The organism is Meridianimarinicoccus sp. MJW13, from assembly GCF_014901205.1.
GTDB lineage: Bacteria > Pseudomonadota > Alphaproteobacteria > Rhodobacterales > Rhodobacteraceae > Meridianimarinicoccus.
In genome coordinates this window covers 391,001-406,954 of record NZ_JACNMU010000002.1, presented here as the reverse complement: position 1 = coordinate 406,954, position 15,954 = coordinate 391,001, and the positions used below count along the sequence as shown (strand labels likewise).

The 15,954-nt window shown below is 64.9% G+C and carries 10 protein-coding genes, 1 pseudogene and 2 riboswitches; of the genes and pseudogenes, 6 read left to right on the top strand and 5 right to left on the bottom strand.

What is annotated here, in order from left to right:
• Position 1 precedes the first annotated feature (1 nt).
• Positions 2-337, top strand: a complete 336-nt coding sequence (locus H8B03_RS04975) for a DUF805 domain-containing protein (protein ID WP_193140623.1) — start codon at positions 2-4, stop codon at positions 335-337.
• A gap of 57 nt (positions 338-394) precedes the next feature.
• On the opposite strand, the gene H8B03_RS04970 is transcribed toward H8B03_RS04975, so the two are convergent.
• The gene (locus H8B03_RS04970) at positions 395-1,360 is read right to left on the bottom strand and encodes an adenosine kinase (protein ID WP_193140622.1); all 966 of its coding nucleotides are present in this window, start codon (positions 1,358-1,360) and stop codon (positions 395-397) included.
• Between the two features lie 78 nt (positions 1,361-1,438).
• Positions 1,439-2,407, bottom strand: coding sequence for a DUF808 domain-containing protein (locus tag H8B03_RS04965; RefSeq protein WP_193140621.1), 969 nt, complete (start codon positions 2,405-2,407; stop codon positions 1,439-1,441).
• 166 nt (positions 2,408-2,573) lie between these two features.
• On the opposite strand from H8B03_RS04965, the gene H8B03_RS04960 reads away from it, so the two are divergent.
• Positions 2,574-3,590, top strand: coding sequence for a class I SAM-dependent methyltransferase (locus tag H8B03_RS04960; RefSeq protein WP_193140620.1), 1,017 nt, complete (start codon positions 2,574-2,576; stop codon positions 3,588-3,590).
• 36 nt (positions 3,591-3,626) lie between these two features.
• Here H8B03_RS04960 and ahcY read toward each other — a convergent pair whose 3' ends face one another.
• From ahcY to metH, 3 genes and pseudogenes are all read right to left on the bottom strand, one after another.
• Entirely contained in the window at positions 3,627-5,012 is a 1,386-nt protein-coding gene (gene ahcY / locus H8B03_RS04955; protein WP_193140619.1) for an adenosylhomocysteinase, read from the bottom strand.
• Between the two features lie 128 nt (positions 5,013-5,140).
• Positions 5,141-6,325, bottom strand: a complete 1,185-nt coding sequence (metK, locus tag H8B03_RS04950) for a methionine adenosyltransferase (protein ID WP_193140618.1) — start codon at positions 6,323-6,325, stop codon at positions 5,141-5,143.
• A 45-nt stretch (positions 6,326-6,370) separates the two neighbouring features.
• Positions 6,371-10,080 (bottom strand): annotated as a pseudogene (metH, locus tag H8B03_RS04945) (methionine synthase).
• A gap of 178 nt (positions 10,081-10,258) precedes the next feature.
• A riboswitch (glycine riboswitch) is annotated at positions 10,259-10,347 on the top strand.
• Between the two features lie 3 nt (positions 10,348-10,350).
• A riboswitch (glycine riboswitch) is annotated at positions 10,351-10,413 on the top strand.
• Between the two features lie 69 nt (positions 10,414-10,482).
• On the opposite strand from metH, the gene gcvT reads away from it, so the two are divergent.
• From gcvT to H8B03_RS04920, 4 genes are all read left to right on the top strand, one after another.
• Positions 10,483-11,613, top strand: a complete 1,131-nt coding sequence (gene gcvT / locus H8B03_RS04935; protein WP_193140615.1) for a glycine cleavage system aminomethyltransferase GcvT — start codon at positions 10,483-10,485, stop codon at positions 11,611-11,613.
• 17 nt (positions 11,614-11,630) lie between these two features.
• Positions 11,631-11,990, top strand: coding sequence for a glycine cleavage system protein GcvH (gcvH, locus tag H8B03_RS04930; RefSeq protein ID WP_193140614.1), 360 nt, complete (start codon positions 11,631-11,633; stop codon positions 11,988-11,990).
• 10 nt (positions 11,991-12,000) lie between these two features.
• The gene (gene gcvP, locus H8B03_RS04925) at positions 12,001-14,847 is read left to right on the top strand and encodes an aminomethyl-transferring glycine dehydrogenase (RefSeq protein WP_193140613.1); all 2,847 of its coding nucleotides are present in this window, start codon (positions 12,001-12,003) and stop codon (positions 14,845-14,847) included.
• Positions 14,848-14,981: 134 nt separating this feature from the next.
• Positions 14,982-15,944 (top strand): acetyl-CoA carboxylase carboxyltransferase subunit alpha, encoded by a 963-nt coding sequence (locus tag H8B03_RS04920; protein WP_193140612.1) that lies wholly within the window; start codon positions 14,982-14,984, stop codon positions 15,942-15,944.
• Positions 15,945-15,954 lie beyond the last annotated feature (10 nt).

Genomic DNA, 15,954 nt, shown 5'->3' with positions numbered 1-15,954 from the left:
GATGAACTTCCAGACCGCCATTCAGACCTGCCTGAGCAAATACGCCACCTTCTCGGGACGGGCGACGCGGCCCGAGTTCTGGTGGTTCGTCCTGTTCGTGATCCTTGTCGGGTTGGGCGGCAGTATCCTCGACTCTGTGATCTTCGGCACCGGGCCCGAAGCTGGCCAGCCAATCTCGGCCATCGCCAGCCTTGCGCTGCTTTTGCCCTATCTCGCGGTCGGGGTCCGCCGCCTGCACGACATCGGCCGCAACGGCTGGTGGATGCTGCTGATCCTGCTGCCCCTCATCGGCACGCTGATCATCCTTTACTGGATGGTCCAACCCAGCAAGGACTGACCGGACAAGGGGCGGCACGCCGCGCCGCCCCGGTCCTTGTTCAGAAGAGCGGCCGTTTCAGGACACCCGGCTTTGCCGCGCGCCCATGTGGCAGATGACCCGTGCAGCCAGCGCGGCACCACGGTCCCCCGCCTGGGTCACATCCTCGCCCATGGCCAGCCCGCCCAGGAAGCCGGCGGCAAAGGCATCGCCCGCACCGGTGCTGTCCACGACCTTGGCCACCGGCACCGCTGCGATCTGAACCACCGGGCCGCCATCGCTGACCAGCGCGCCATGTTCGCTGCGGGTCAGGGCGACGGTGCTGACATGATCCAGCGCCCAGTGCAGGGCGCTCATCGGATCGCGCGCCGACGACAATGCCGCCAGTTCCAACTCGTTGCCGATAAGGATGTCGCAATCGCCTTCGATCAGCGCCAGCATGGCGTCGCGCTGACGTTCGACACAGGCCGGGTCCGAGGGTGTCAGCGCCACTTTCGCGCCGACGCCATGGGCCAGCTCCACCGCATGCGCGATGTTGGCCGCCCCCTCGGGAACGTCGAAATGATAGCCCTCGATCAGCAGGATCTCGGTTTCGGGCGGCAGCGCGTCGGGCATCACGCCCGGCACCAGCCGCTCGCAGGCGCCCAGATGGGTGGACATGGTGCGTTCGCCATCCGGGGTCACCATCACCACGCAATGGCCCGTTGCCGTGCCATCGGTCAGGGAGGTCACCGGCACCGTGATGCCCAGTTCAGCCATGTCCCGACGGAACACCGCGCCCAGATCATCGTCGGCCACTTGCCCCAGAAAGGTGCCCTGCAATCCCAGATCGCCGATATGCGCGATGGTGTTGGCGACCGAGCCGCCCGATTGCTGCACCCCCGGCCCGATCTCGGCGTAAAGCTTGGCGGCGGTCTCGGCATCGACCAGATGCATCTCGCCCACAATCAGCCCGTGACGGGCGGGACCTTCGGGGTCGATGGAGGCCAGCACATCGACCAGCGGGTTGCCAATTCCGGCCACCTGGGGCACGCGTTCACTCATCAGAAGTCTCCTGCAACGGCTTTGCGGGGCGCATAGCGCAAAGCCGCCCGCTTGTCACAGAATAACACGCCGCAGGGGTCAACCCCTGTTGCCGCGCAGCCCCTGCACCAGCGGAACGATCGCCTTTGTAACAATCGGCACAAGGATCAGGCCCAGAACGAAGCCGACCGCCACCGACAGCAGCGCCGTCACCAGCCACGACACCACGCCCTCCAGGTCGCCCGCCATATGCCCCAGAGCATGTGCGGCGTCATGCACCCAATGCGCAGGCGCGGCCAGCCCAAGCACTTCGGCGCCATGCAGCAGGATGCCGCCGCCAACCCAGAGCATCGCCACCGTGCCGATGGTCGCCAGCAGTTTCAGGAACCCCGGCATCACACGCACGATCCCGCGCCCCAAAGATCGGGTCATACCCAGCCGCCCGCGCTGGGACATGGCCACGCCCACGTCATCGGCCTTCACGATCAGCGCGACCGACCCGTAGACCACCAGCGTGATGCCGGTGCCGACCAGGGCCAGCACCATCGCCTTCTGCCAGAAGGTGGCTTCGGGCACCGCCGACAGGGTGATGGCCATGATTTCAGCCGACAGGATGAAATCGGTCTTGATGGCACTGGCGACGCGCCGATCTTCCAGCCCCTCGGGCGTGCCAGGGGCGGCCTCTTCTCCCTCGCCATGGCCGTGAGCATGGGGGTGCAGCATTTCCAGCACCTTCTCGGCGCCTTCGAAACACAGGAACAACCCGCCAAACATCAGGATCGGCGTGATTGCCCATGGCGCCAGCAGGCTGAGGATCAGCGCGCCGGGCAAGAGCACCAGAAGCTTGTTGCGCAGGGAGCCGCGGGTGATCTTGTAGATGATCGGCAATTCACGCTCGGCGGTGAAACCCACCACGTAGCGCGGGGTGACGGCGGCGTCGTCGATCACCACGCCGGCCGATTTCGCCCCGGCCTTGGCCGCCAGCGCGGCGGTATCATCCACCGAGGCCGCCGCCACCTTGGCAATCGCCACCACGTCATCCAGTAGTGCCAAAAGACCTGAACTCATACCATCCTCCGCGTCTTGCGTATGGGACGAGCTATGCCAGAAACACGCGCGGCGTGCACCCCTCTCGCATCCTTGCGGCTGGTTTTACCGTGCCGGTAGGGCCGCGTGACAATCGCCGACCCCGGCCCTAAGGTCGCGCCAACCCTGCCAGTCCACGAGTTGCCCCATGTCCGACACCGCCCCGCAGTTTCAATGCCCTGCCTGTCAGTCCTGGGTGCCGGTTGTGCCGGAAACCACCGACTGCACCGCCTGCAAGGCCCCTTTTCCCCGCACGGACGGCATCCTTGATCTGCGCGCTGACCGCAGCCGCGACACGCTGCTGGATCTGGACAGCTATGACGCGGACCACGGGGTCGGCCAGGCTTCGCACCAGATCGCCGCCACCTATGCGCGGCTGTTGCAGGGCGCAGGCGTCGGGCGCGCCGCGCATGTGCTGGAGATCGGGGCCGGGTCCGGCAACCTGACCCTCGGACTGGCACAGGAGCCATATTTCGAAAGCATCCTGTCCACCGACATCTCGGCGGGGTTCCTGAAGCGCCTGATCGGGCGCCTGTCGGACACCGGGACCGAGAACGTGTCGCTGGCGCTGGTCGACGGCAACGCCCTGCCCTTTCACCCCGGCGGGTTCGACGCGGTGATCGGCCATTCCATCCTGCACCACATCGCGCGGTTCGAGGACACGCTGGCGCAATGTCACAAGCTGACAAAACCCGGCGGTGCCTGCGTGTTCGGGGAACCGATCCTCGACGTGCATGCCTTTGCCTCGCTGCTGGCGCAGAACATCCTGCTGGCGGCAGAGATGAGCGGACATGTCTTTGACAAGAAAGAGCGGCAGGTGCTGACCGCCGTGGCAGGCCGGTCGGCCATCAAGCATGGCAACCTGATCGGCGATCGCGATGCGCTGGCGCAGGTCGAGGACAAGTTCCAGTTCTCGATCGACCGAATGGCCAAACTGGGCCGATCGCTGGGCTTTTCCGAAGTGACCTGCCTGAACCCGGGCGCCGAGATGCCGCTGGGATTGCGGGCCAAGGACATGCTGCACCGTGTTTGCGGCCAGATGAAGCTGGAACCGGGGTTCCTGACGCCGTTCGACGGGTTTGCCGAAGCGCTCAGCACCACCTATGGCACGCCGCTGGGCCTGTCGGACCGGGCCCCGTTCGGGTTCTTCGTTTTTCGCAAGTGACGGGCAGCGGGGCGGGGCCGCGCTGCCCGGGCCGCCTCAGTAGCGGTAGTGCTCGGGCTTGAACGGGCCTTCCGGCTTCACGCCGATATAGGCGGCCTGTTCGGCGCTCAGTTCCGTCAGCTTCACGCCGATCCGCTTGAGATGCAGGCGCGCGACCTTTTCATCCAGGTGCTTGGGCAGGATGTAGACGTCGTTCTTGTAGGCGTCGCCCCGCGTCCACAATTCGATCTGCGCCAGCACCTGATTGGTGAAGCTGGCCGACATCACGAAGGACGGGTGGCCGGTGGCATTGCCGAGGTTCAGCAGGCGGCCTTCGGACAGCAGGATGATGCGGTTGCCCGAGGGCATCTCGATCATGTCCACCTGTTCCTTGATGTTGGTCCACTTGTGGTTCTTCAGGGCCGCGACCTGGATCTCGTTGTCGAAGTGGCCGATGTTGCCGACGATGGCCATATCCTTCATCTCGCGCATATGCTCGATGCGGATGATGTCCTTGTTGCCGGTGGTGGTGATGAAGATATCGGCGCTGGCGACCTCGTCCTCCAGCGTCACCACTTCGAACCCGTCCATGGCAGCTTGCAGCGCGCAGATCGGGTCAACCTCGGTCACCTTCACGCGGGCACCGGCGCCACGCAGCGAGGCCGCCGAGCCCTTGCCCACGTCGCCATAGCCGCAGACCACGGCAACCTTGCCGGCCATCATGGTGTCGGTGGCGCGGCGGATGCCGTCGACCAGCGATTCCTTGCAGCCGTACTTGTTGTCGAATTTCGACTTGGTGACGCTGTCGTTGACGTTGATTGCCGGGAACGGAAGCTGGCCTTCCTTGACCAGTTCGTACAGGCGGTGCACGCCGGTGGTGGTTTCTTCCGAAACACCAACGATCTGGTCACGGGTCTTGGTGAACCAGCCGGGGCTTGCGGCCATGCGCTTGGCGATCTGCGCCTTGATGGCCTCTTCCTCTTCCGAGGTCGGCACCGGGATGATGTCTTCGCCGGCTTCGGCGCGCGCGCCCAGCAGAACATACAGCGTCGCGTCGCCGCCATCGTCGAGGATCAGGTTCGGACCGTCCGGGAACATGAAGGAGCGATCCAGGTAGTCCCAATGCTCTTCCAGCGACTGGCCCTTGACGGCAAAGACCGGCACACCGGCCTCGGCGATGGCCGCGGCGGCGTGGTCCTGCGTCGAAAAGATGTTGCACGAAGCCCAGCGGACATCGGCGCCCAGATCGACCAGTGTTTCGATCAGAACCGCGGTCTGGATGGTCATGTGCAGCGAGCCGACGATACGGGCACCCTTCAGCGGTTTGCTCTCGCCGTATTCCTCGCGCAGGGACATCAGCCCCGGCATTTCGGTTTCGGCGATGTTCAGTTCCTTGCGGCCGAATCCGGCCAGCGAAATATCCTTGACGATGTAATCGGTCACGTGCTTGCTCCGCAGCTCATCATTTCATGTGTGTTGGAGGTGCAGCTAGCACCCCGCACCGGACCCGGCAAGGCGGGCACCCCGCCAAACCGCGCGCGCCGCCCCAATGGGACGGCGCGGGTCTTGGGTCAGGCGCTGATCTTGTCGGTGCCGTAGATCCGGGCCAGTTCGTCGGCCAGATCGGTCTTTTCCCAGGAAAACCCGCCATCGGGATCCGGGGCGCGACCGAAGTGGCCGTAGGCCGAGGTGCGGGCATAGATCGGTTTCAGCAGGTCCAGCTGGTTGCGGATGCCGCGCGGGGTCAGGCGCACCATCTCCTGCAAGGTCTTCGAGATCGCGTCTTCATCCGCCCGGCCGGTGCCTTGCGTGTCCACATAGACCGCCACGGGTTCCGGTACGCCGATGGCATAGGCCAACTGGATCAGGCATTTCTCGGCCAGACCCGCCGCGACGACGTTCTTGGCCAGGTAGCGCGCCACATAGGCCGCCGAGCGGTCCACCTTGGTGGGATCCTTGCCCGAGAACGCGCCGCCGCCATGCGGAGCCGCGCCGCCATAGGTGTCGACGATGATCTTGCGCCCGGTCAGACCGGCGTCGCCATCGGGGCCGCCGATCACGAAGCGCCCGGTGGGGTTCACGATCAGGCGCTTGTCGGACACCTGCCAGCCTTCGGGCATGGCGGCGGTCACATAGGGGCGGACCAGTTCGCGCACGCCTTCGGTGCCCAGTTCCTCGGCGTGCTGGGTCGAGACCACGACGGCATCCACCGCAACCGGCTTGCCATCTTCATAGCGCAGGGTGACCTGGCTTTTGGCATCGGGGCCAAAGCCCTGCTGCACGCCGGATTTGCGATCCTCGGCCATGGTCCGCAGAATGCGGTGGGCCAGCAGGATCGGTGCCGGCATCAGTTCCGGGGTTTCAGTGCAGGCATAGCCGAACATGATGCCCTGATCGCCGGCACCCTCTTCGCCCTTGCTGCCTTCATCCACGCCCTGCGCGATGTCGGCGGATTGCTCGTGCAGCAGGTTTTCAACGGCGCAGGTCTTCCACGAAAACCCGTCCTGCTCATACCCGATGTCGCGGATCGCATCGCGGGCGATTTCCTCGACGCGCTGGCGCACTTCATTGGGGCCGCGCACCTCGCCGGCGATGGTCACATGATCGGTGGTGGCCAGGGTTTCGCAGGCCACACGGGAATGCGGGTCTGCTGTCAGGAAAGCATCCAATACGGCGTCCGAAATGCGGTCGCAAACTTTGTCGGGATGCCCTTCGGACACGGATTCACTGGTAAACAGCCAGCTTTTCGCACTCATATCTCATCTCTCCTTGGGCACGGCCAGAACCGGGGTGGGGCAAGGTCAGGCGGCGCTGTCGGTCGTCCTTGGCTTCGATTTCGGCTTATACCCCAAATTCGGCGCAAGCCAGCCCTCGATTTCCTCAAGGGTAACGCCCTTGCGCCGGGCATAGTCCACTGCCTGATCCTCGCCAATGCGACCGATGCCGAAATAGGCGCTGTCGGGATGGGCAAAATACAGGCCCGACACCGCCGAGGCCGGCCACATGGCGCAGCTTTCGGTCAGGACCAGACCGGCGTTCTCCGGTGCGCCCAACATGTCGAACAGGCGCCGTTTTTCGCTGTGATCGGGGCTGGCCGGATAGCCCGCCGCCGGGCGGATGCCCCGGTAGGTCTCTGAAATCAAATCGTCATTCGACAGTTTTTCGTCTGCCGCATACCCCCAAAGCGCCCGGCGCACGCGCGCATGCAGCGCCTCGGCAAAGGCCTCGGCCAGTCGGTCGCCCAGCGATTGCACCAGGATCGAGTCGTAGTCGTTGCCCTCGGCCTTGTAGCGTTCGGCGATCTCGTGAACCTCGGGGCCGGTGTTGACCGCGAAGCCGCCAACCCAGTCCGGCGTGCCAATGGGTGCGACGAAATCCGACAGGCACATGTTGGCCCGTCCGGCGGATTTTCCGCCCTGTTGGCGCAGCATCGGGAAGCGCGTGGCCTCGGCCGTGCGGGACTCGTCGCTCCAGACGATGATGTCGTCGCCGTCGCTGTTGGCCGGCCACAAGCCCACCACCCCGCGCGGGGTGAACCAGCCTTCTTCCTTGATCCGGGCCAGCATCGCCTGCGCGTTTTCGAACAGATCCCGCGCCGTCGGCCCCATCTGCGGATGCTTAAGGATCTGCGGGTACTTGCCGCGCATTTCCCAGGTCCAGAAGAACGGCGACCAGTCGATGTAGGGCTCGATATCCGCGATGCTCATGTCGTCAATGACCGACAGACCCGGCGTTTGCGGCGCGGGCGGCGAATAGGTCTTCCACCCGCCATCGAAGGCATTGGCGCGGGCGTCGGTCAGATTGGTGCCGACGCGGTCCCCGGCATCGGCGCGGCCCACACGCAAGGCTTCCTGCTGGGCCGCGATCTGGGCCAGGAAATCGGGCTTGCGGGCGGCGCTGAGCAGGGTCGAGACCACGCCAACGGCCTTGGAGGCATCATCCACATGCACAACGCCATGATCATACTCCGGCGCAACCTTCAGCGCCGTGTGCTTCTTCGAGGTCGTCGCCCCGCCGATCAGCAGCGGCAGATCCATGCCCTGCCGGGTCATTTCCGAGGCCACATCGACCATCCGGTCCAGCGAGGGCGTGATCAGCCCCGACAGCCCGATGATATCGGCCTTTTCTTCCCGCGCGCGGTTCAGGATATCCTCGGCGGGCACCATCACGCCCAGATCGACCACGTCGTAATTGTTGCACTGCAAGACGACGCCGACGATGTTCTTGCCGATGTCATGCACATCGCCCTTCACCGTCGCCATCAGGATCTTGCCCTTGGCCGACGTGTCGCCCGAACGCTTCTTTTCTTCTTCCATATAGGGGATCAGATGGCCCACGGCGGCCTTCATCACGCGGGCCGATTTCACCACCTGCGGCAGGAACATCTTGCCTTCGCCGAACAGGTCGCCGACCACGTTCATCCCGTCCATCAACGGGCCTTCGATCACGTCCAGCGGCTTGTCGGCGGCCAGACGGCATTCTTCGGTATCGGCGATGACGAAATCGGTGATGCCATGCACCAGTGCGTGGCGCAGACGCTCCTGTACCGGCGCCTCGCGCCATTTCGGATCGGCCTTCTTCGACGCCTCTCCGGCGCCCTTGTACTTGTCGGCGATCTCCAGCAGGCGGTCGGTGGCATCATCGCGGCGGTTCAGCAGCACATCCTCGACCCGCTCGCGCAGTTCCTCGGGGATGTCGTCATAGACGGTGATCTGTCCGGCGTTGACGATGGCCATGTCCAGCCCCAGCGGGATGGCGTGGTACAGGAAGGCCGAATGCATCGCCTCGCGCACCGCGTTGTTGCCCCGGAAACTGAACGAGACGTTCGACAGACCGCCCGACACATGGGTCAGCGGCATCGCTTCCTTGATCATCCGCGTGGCGTCGAAGAATGCCACCGCATAGTCGTTGTGCTCTTCGATCCCGGTCGCCACGGCGAAGATGTTGGGATCGAAGATGATGTCCCACGGATCGAAGCCCGCCTTCTGGGTCAGCAGGTCATAGGACCGTTTGCAGATCTCGAACTTGTGCTGGGCGGTTTCGGCCTGTCCGCCCTCGTCGAAGGCCATGACCACCACGGCCGCACCATAACGGCGCACGATCCGGGCCTGTTCCAGAAACGCCGCTTCGCCTTCCTTCAGCGAGATCGAATTGACCACACAGCGTCCCTGCACGCATTTCAGCCCGGCCTCGATCACCTCGAATTTCGAGCTGTCCAGCATGATCGGCACGCGGGAAATGTCGGGCTCCGCCGCAATCAGGTTGAGGAAGGTGGTCATCGCCTTCTCGGCGTCCAGCAATCCCTCGTCCATGTTGATGTCGATGATCTGGGCGCCGTTTTCCACCTGTTGCCGCGCCACGTCCAGCGCGGCGGGATAGTCATCGGCCATGATCAATTTCTTGAACTTGGCCGAGCCGGTGACGTTGGTGCGTTCGCCGATGTTGATGAAGCGTGCGATGCTCATGCCGCGCCCTCCGCTTCGAACATCTCAAGCCCTGACAGGCGCAGGCGCTGACGCGAGGCCGGCACCTTGCGGGGCGATTTGCCCTCCACCGCCTTGGCAATCGCCGCGATGTGTTCGGGCGTGGTGCCGCAGCAACCGCCCACAAGGTTCACAAGCCCACTGTTGGCCCATTCTTCCAGATGCGCGGCGGTTTCTTCCGGCGTCTCGTCATAGCCGCCCATTTCATTGGGCAATCCGGCATTGGGATAGGCACTGATCAACGTGTCCGCGACCTCGCCGATGGTGCGCACATGGGCGCGCATCTCGGCCGCGCCAAGGGCGCAGTTCAGGCCCACCGCAAAGGGTTTGGCGTGGGACATGGAGACCCAGAAGGCCTCGGGCGTCTGCCCGGTCAGGGTCCGGCCCGAACGGTCGGTGATGGTGCCCGAGATGATGATGGGCGGAATCTCCAGCCCTTCGTCGCGCAGGCTGTCGATCGCGAACAGCGCGGCCTTGGCGTTCAGCGTGTCGAAGATGGTTTCCACCAGAAGGATATCGCAGCCGCCTTCGATCAGCCCCCGCGCGGCCTCGCCATAGGCGGCGGCCAGCTGGTCGAACGTCACCCCGCGATAGCCCGGATCGTTCACATCCGGGCTGATCGAGGCGGTCTGGTTGGTCGGCCCGATGCCGCCCGCGACCCAGCGCCGCTTGCCACCGACGCGGGCGATGGCCTCGCGCGCAAGTTCCACCGAGGCCCGGTTCATCTCGTAGGACAGCTCCTCCATGCCATAATCGGCCTGGCTGATCCGGTTGGCCCCGAAGGTGTTGGTGGTCAGGATATCGGCCCCGGCGCGCAGGAAATCCTCGTGAATGTCGCGGATCATTTGCGGCTGGGTCAGGCTCAGCAACTCGTTGTTGCCGCCCACGTCGCGCGGATGGTCGGCGAATCGGGTTCCCCGGTAACTGGACTCATCGGGCTTGTGCCGCTGAATCATCGTCCCCATGGCCCCGTCCAGCACCAGAATGCGCTTGTTCGCTTCTGTTTCCAGTTCCTTCGATCCCGACATGAAACCCCCTGTCCGGTGCCTTGGACGCCACGCCCGTCGCGTGCCGATTTCGGGGCTACATACAGTCCAGAATGCGGGACTTCCAGCCACCACCGCCACGGGCAAGGGCACCAGCGCCGTAACAGCACGCAAATCAGACATTTTCTCTTGCCTGAGCGAATTTGCTGGGCTAGCAGATTCAGGCACGGTGGGAGAATCTGGACTGATCCAGTGCCGAAGGAGCAACCGCCCCGGTAAACTCTCAGGCAACCGGACCGTCGTGCAGAGAGACTCTGGAGAGAGGCGCAAAACGCGTCCGCCGAAGGGATAACGATCTCAGGCAATCGGACAGAGGGGGCATCTCGGGTGCATGGCACCTGCCTGATGCCGGTCCCCTGCCCGGCGCCGACCAGAGGAGCCGACATGGGCGATTTGAAACAGACACCGCTACACGCCATGCACCTGTCGCTGGGGGCCAAGATGACGGCCTTCGCGGGCTATGACATGCCGGTGCAATACAAGCCCGGCGTGCTGAAGGAACACCTGCATTGCCGCGCCGAAGCCGGGTTGTTCGATGTCAGCCACATGGGTCAGATCCTGCTGACGCCGAAATCGGGCGATGTGGCCGATGCCGCGCTGGCGCTGGAAACGCTGGTGCCGGCCGCCATCGCCGGACTGGCCGACGGGCGGCAACGCTATGGCATGTTCACCAACGACGAAGGCGGCATTCTGGATGACCTGATGATCGCCAATCGCGGCGATCACCTGTTCCTTGTGGTCAACGCCGCCTGCAAGGACGCCGATCTGGCGCATCTGCAAGCGCATCTGTCGGACACCTGCGAAATCACCCCGATCCCCGACCGCGGCCTGATCGCCCTGCAAGGCCCCGCAGCCGAGGAGGCGCTGGCCGCTCTTGCGCCCGCCGCGCGCGACATGCGGTTCATGGATGTGATCGTGACAGACAACGCCTTCGGCGAGCTGTGGATCTCGCGCTCGGGCTACACCGGCGAGGACGGGTTCGAGATTTCCATGCCCGGCGATCAGGCCGAGGCTTTCGCCCGTGCCCTGCTGGACAACGACGCGGTGGCGCCCATCGGCCTTGGCGCCCGCGACAGCCTGCGGCTGGAAGCCGGGCTGTGCCTTTACGGCTCGGATCTGGACACCACCACCAGCCCGGTCGAGGCCGGTCTGACATGGGCCATCCAGAAGGTGCGCCGCACAGGGGGTGCCCGCGAAGGCGGATTTCCCGGCGCCGCGCGCATCCTGGCCGAACTGACGGGCGGTCCCGCCCGCAAGCTTGTCGGCCTGCGCCCCGACGGCCGTGCGCCGATGCGCGCCGGCACGCCGCTTTTTGCCGAGGCCGACGGCGGCGAACCCATCGGGCAGATCACTTCGGGCGCCTTTGGCCCCACCATCGAGGCGCCCATGTCCATGGGCTATGTCACCGCCGCCCACGCAGACACGGGCGGCACGATCTATGGCGAGGTGCGCGGCAAACGCCTGCCCGCCACCGTGGTGGACATGCCGTTCCGCCCTGCCACCTATAAACGCTGACCCACTGGAGATCCGAGATGAAATTCACCGAAGAACATGAATGGCTGCGCGAGGAAGATGGTCTGATCGTGGTCGGCATCACCGAACATGCGGCCACCCAATTGGGCGATCTGGTGTTCGTCGAAATGCCCGACACCGATATCGAGGTCGCCAAGGATGACGAGATCGTGGTGATCGAGTCGGTCAAGGCCGCCTCGGACATCATGGCCCCCATCGACGGCACCATCGTCGAGGTCAACGACGCCATCGTTGCCAACCCCGAACTGGTGAACGAAGACCCGCAAGGCGACGGCTGGTTCTTCAAGATGAAGGCATCGGATGCATCCCAGATGGATGACATGATGGATGCCGACGGCTACGCGAAATTCATCGGATAAGGACCGCGACATGCCCTTCACGCCCACCGATTACCTGCCCTATGACTTTGCCAACAGGCGCCATATCGGCCCTTCGCCGGAAGAAATGGCCGAGATGCTGAAAGTGGTCGGTGCGGCGTCCCTGGACGACCTGATCGACGAAACCGTCCCGGCCAGCATCCGCCAGGCCGAGCCTCTGAAGCTGGGCCGCCCCAAGTCGGAGCGCGAGCTTCTGTATCACATGGCCGAGGTGGCCAAGCAGAACACGGTTCTGACCTCGCTGATCGGCATGGGCTACCATGACACCGTCATGCCCCCGGCGATCCAGCGCAACGTGTTCGAGAACCCGGCGTGGTACACCTCGTATACGCCCTACCAGCCCGAAATCAGCCAGGGCCGCCTTGAGGCGCTGCTGAACTACCAGACCATGATTTCGGACCTGACCGGGCTTGAGATCGCCAATGCCTCGCTGCTGGACGAGGCCACGGCCTGTGCCGAAGCGATGACCATGGCGCAACGCGGGTCGAAATCGAAGGCCACGGCCTTCTTCGTCGACGAAAACTGCCATCCGCAGAGTATCGCCGTCATGCAGACCCGCGCCGCGCCGCTGGGGATCGAGATTGTCGTGGGCGCGCCCGAGGATCTGGACCCGGGATCCGTCTTTGGTGCGATCTTCCAGTATCCGGGCACCTATGGCCACCTGCGCGACTTCACCGATGTGATCGCGGACCTGCACGCAGCCAAGGCAGCGGCCATCCTGTCCGCCGATCCGCTGGCGCTGACCATCCTGAAGGAACCCGGTGCCATGGGGGCCGACATCGCCGTCGGCTCGACCCAGCGTTTCGGGGTGCCGCTGGGCTATGGCGGTCCGCACGCGGCCTATCTGGCCTGCCGCGACAACTACAAGCGGTCGATGCCCGGTCGGCTGGTGGGGGTCTCGGTGGACAGCCACGGCGACCTCGCCTACCGGCTGTCGCTGCAGACCCGCGAACAGCACATCCGGCGCGAGAAGGCGACATCCAACGTCTGCACCGCGCAGGCGCTGCTGGCGGTTATCGCGTCGTTCTACGGTGTGTTCCACGGGCCCAAGGGGCTGAAGGCCATCGCCCAGCGGATCCATCGCAAGACCGTGCGCATGGTGCGCGGGCTGGAAGAAGGCGGCTTCCAGGTGGAGCCGGAAGCCTATTTCGACACCGTCACCGTCAACACCGGTCCGATGCAGGGGGTGATCCTGAAATCGGCACTGGCCGAGGGCATCAACCTGCGCAAGATCGGCGAGGACCGCATCGGCATTTCGCTGGACGAATGCACCCGCCCCGCCACCATCGAGGCCGTCTGGCGCGCCTTCGGCATCGACCGCAAGGATGACGACTGGACCCCGCACTACCGGGTGCCCGACGGGCTGATCCGTGAAAGCGCGTTCATGACCCATCCGGTGTTCCACATGAACCGGGCCGAGACCGAGATGATGCGCTATATGCGCCGTCTGTCGGATCGCGATCTGGCGCTGGACCGGGCGATGATTCCGCTGGGCTCCTGCACCATGAAGCTGAACTCGGCGGCCGAGATGATGCCGGTGAGCTGGCCCGAGTTTTCCAAGATCCACCCCTTTGCCCCGGTGGATCAGGTGAAGGGCTATACCACCCTGATCAGGGAACTCAGCGCAGCGTTGTGCACCATCACCGGCTATGACGACATGTCGATGCAGCCCAATTCGGGCGCGCAGGGCGAATACGCGGGACTTCTGACCATCGCCGCCTATCACAGGGCGCGCGGCGACAGCCTTCGCAACATCTGCCTGATCCCGGTCAATGCCCATGGCACCAACCCGGCCTCGGCGCAGATGTGCGGCATGAAAGTGGTTGTGGTGGCCTGCACCGCCAACGGCGATATCGACCTTGGCGACTTCCGCAAGAAGGCCGAGGCGGCGGGCGACAACCTGGCCGCCTGCATGATCACCTATCCCTCGACCCACGGCGTGTTCGAGGACACGGTGCGCGAGGTCTGCGACATCACCCACAAGTACGGGGGCCAAGTCTATCTGGACGGCGCCAACCTGAACGCCATGGTCGGCCTGTCGAAACCCGGCGAGATCGGCTCGGACGTCAGCCACCTGAACCTGCACAAGACCTTCTGCATCCCGCATGGCGGCGGCGGCCCCGGCATGGGCCCCATCGGCGTAAAGGCACATCTGGCGCCCTATCTGCCCGGCCATCCGGCCACCGGTGGCAGTGAAGGCCCGGTCAGTGCCGCGCCCTATGGCTCGCCCTCGATCCTGCCGATTTCCTGGGCCTATGTGCTGATGATGGGCGGCGAGGGGCTGACGCAGGCGACCAAGGTGGCGATCCTGAACGCCAACTACATCGCCAAGCGGCTGGAGGGCGCCTTCGACATCCTGTTCAAGGGCCAGAACGGGCGCGTGGCGCATGAGTGCATCCTCGACACCCGCCCCTATGCCGAGGCGGGCATCACCGTCGATGACATTGCCAAGCGGCTGATCGATCACGGCTTCCACGCCCCGACCATGAGCTGGCCGGTGTCCGGCACGCTGATGGTCGAGCCCACCGAATCGGAAACCAAGGCCGAGCTGGACCGCTTTTGTGCGGCGATGCTGGCGATCCGCGACGAGATCGCCGATGTGGCCGAGGGGCGGATCGACCGGGACAACAACCCGCTGAAGAACGCCCCCCACACCACCGCCGACCTGGTGGCCGAATGGGACCGCCCCTATACCCGCGAGGCCGCCTGCTTCCCGGCGGGCGCGTTCCGGGTGGACAAGTACTGGCCACCCGTGGGCCGGGTGGACAATGTCTATGGCGACCGCCACCTGGTGTGCACCTGCCCACCGCTGGAAGACTACCAGGACGCCGCCGAATAAGGCTGCGTTCCGGCGGGGGCCACTCGGCCCCCGTCCATCGGTCCTGACCCCTGATCCGTGAAGGTCGCCGCGTACCGCCGTTGCAATCCGCCGCCGGCAGGGTCATATACCGCCCGACGATCCCTGGAGTGGCCATGCATACCTATCTCGACTTCGAAAAACCGCTCGCCGAAATCGAAGGCAAAGCCGAAGAGTTGCGCGCCCTGGCGCGGTCCAATGAAGGGATGGATGTGGCGGGCGAGGCCGCGGGGCTGGACAAGAAAGCCGCCGACCTTCTGAAAACGCTCTATTCCGACCTGACGCCCTGGCGCAAATGCCAGGTGGCGCGGCATCCCGACCGGCCGAACTGCAAGGACTACATCCGCGAGCTGTTCACGGAATACACGCCGCTGGCCGGCGACCGGAACTTCGCCGACGATCAGGCGGTCCTGGGCGGGCTGGCGCGGTTCAACGATCAGCCGGTGATGGTGATCGGCCATGAAAAGGGCCATGACACCCAGACCCGCCTGCACCACAATTTCGGCATGGCGCGGCCCGAAGGCTATCGCAAGGCCGTGCGACTGATGGATCTGGCCGACCGCTTCCGCCTGCCGGTGGTGACGCTGGTGGATACCCCCGGTGCCTATCCCGGCAAGGGTGCCGAAGAGCGCGGCCAGTCCGAAGCCATTGCCCGTTCAACCGAAAAATGCCTGCAGATCGGCGTGCCGCTGGTCTCGGTCATCATCGGCGAAGGCGGCTCGGGCGGCGCCGTGGCCTTTGCCACCGCCAACAAGGTCGCGATGCTGGAACATTCGGTCTATTCGGTGATCTCGCCCGAAGGCTGCGCCTCGATCCTGTGGAAGAACGCCCAGAAGATGCGTGAAGCCGCCGAGGCCCTGCGCCTGACCGCGCAAGACCTGCAGCAGCTGGGCGTCATCGATCAGATCATCGCCGAACCCGTCGGCGGCGCGCAGCGCGATCCCAAGAAGACCATCCGCCGTGTCGGCCGTGCAATCTCGGAACTTCTGGAAGAGATGGAAGGCATGGATGCCGCAGCGCTGGTGAAAGCGCGGCGCAAGAAATACCTGGACATGGGCCGTCAGGGGCTGGCCGGCTGATCCGGCGGGC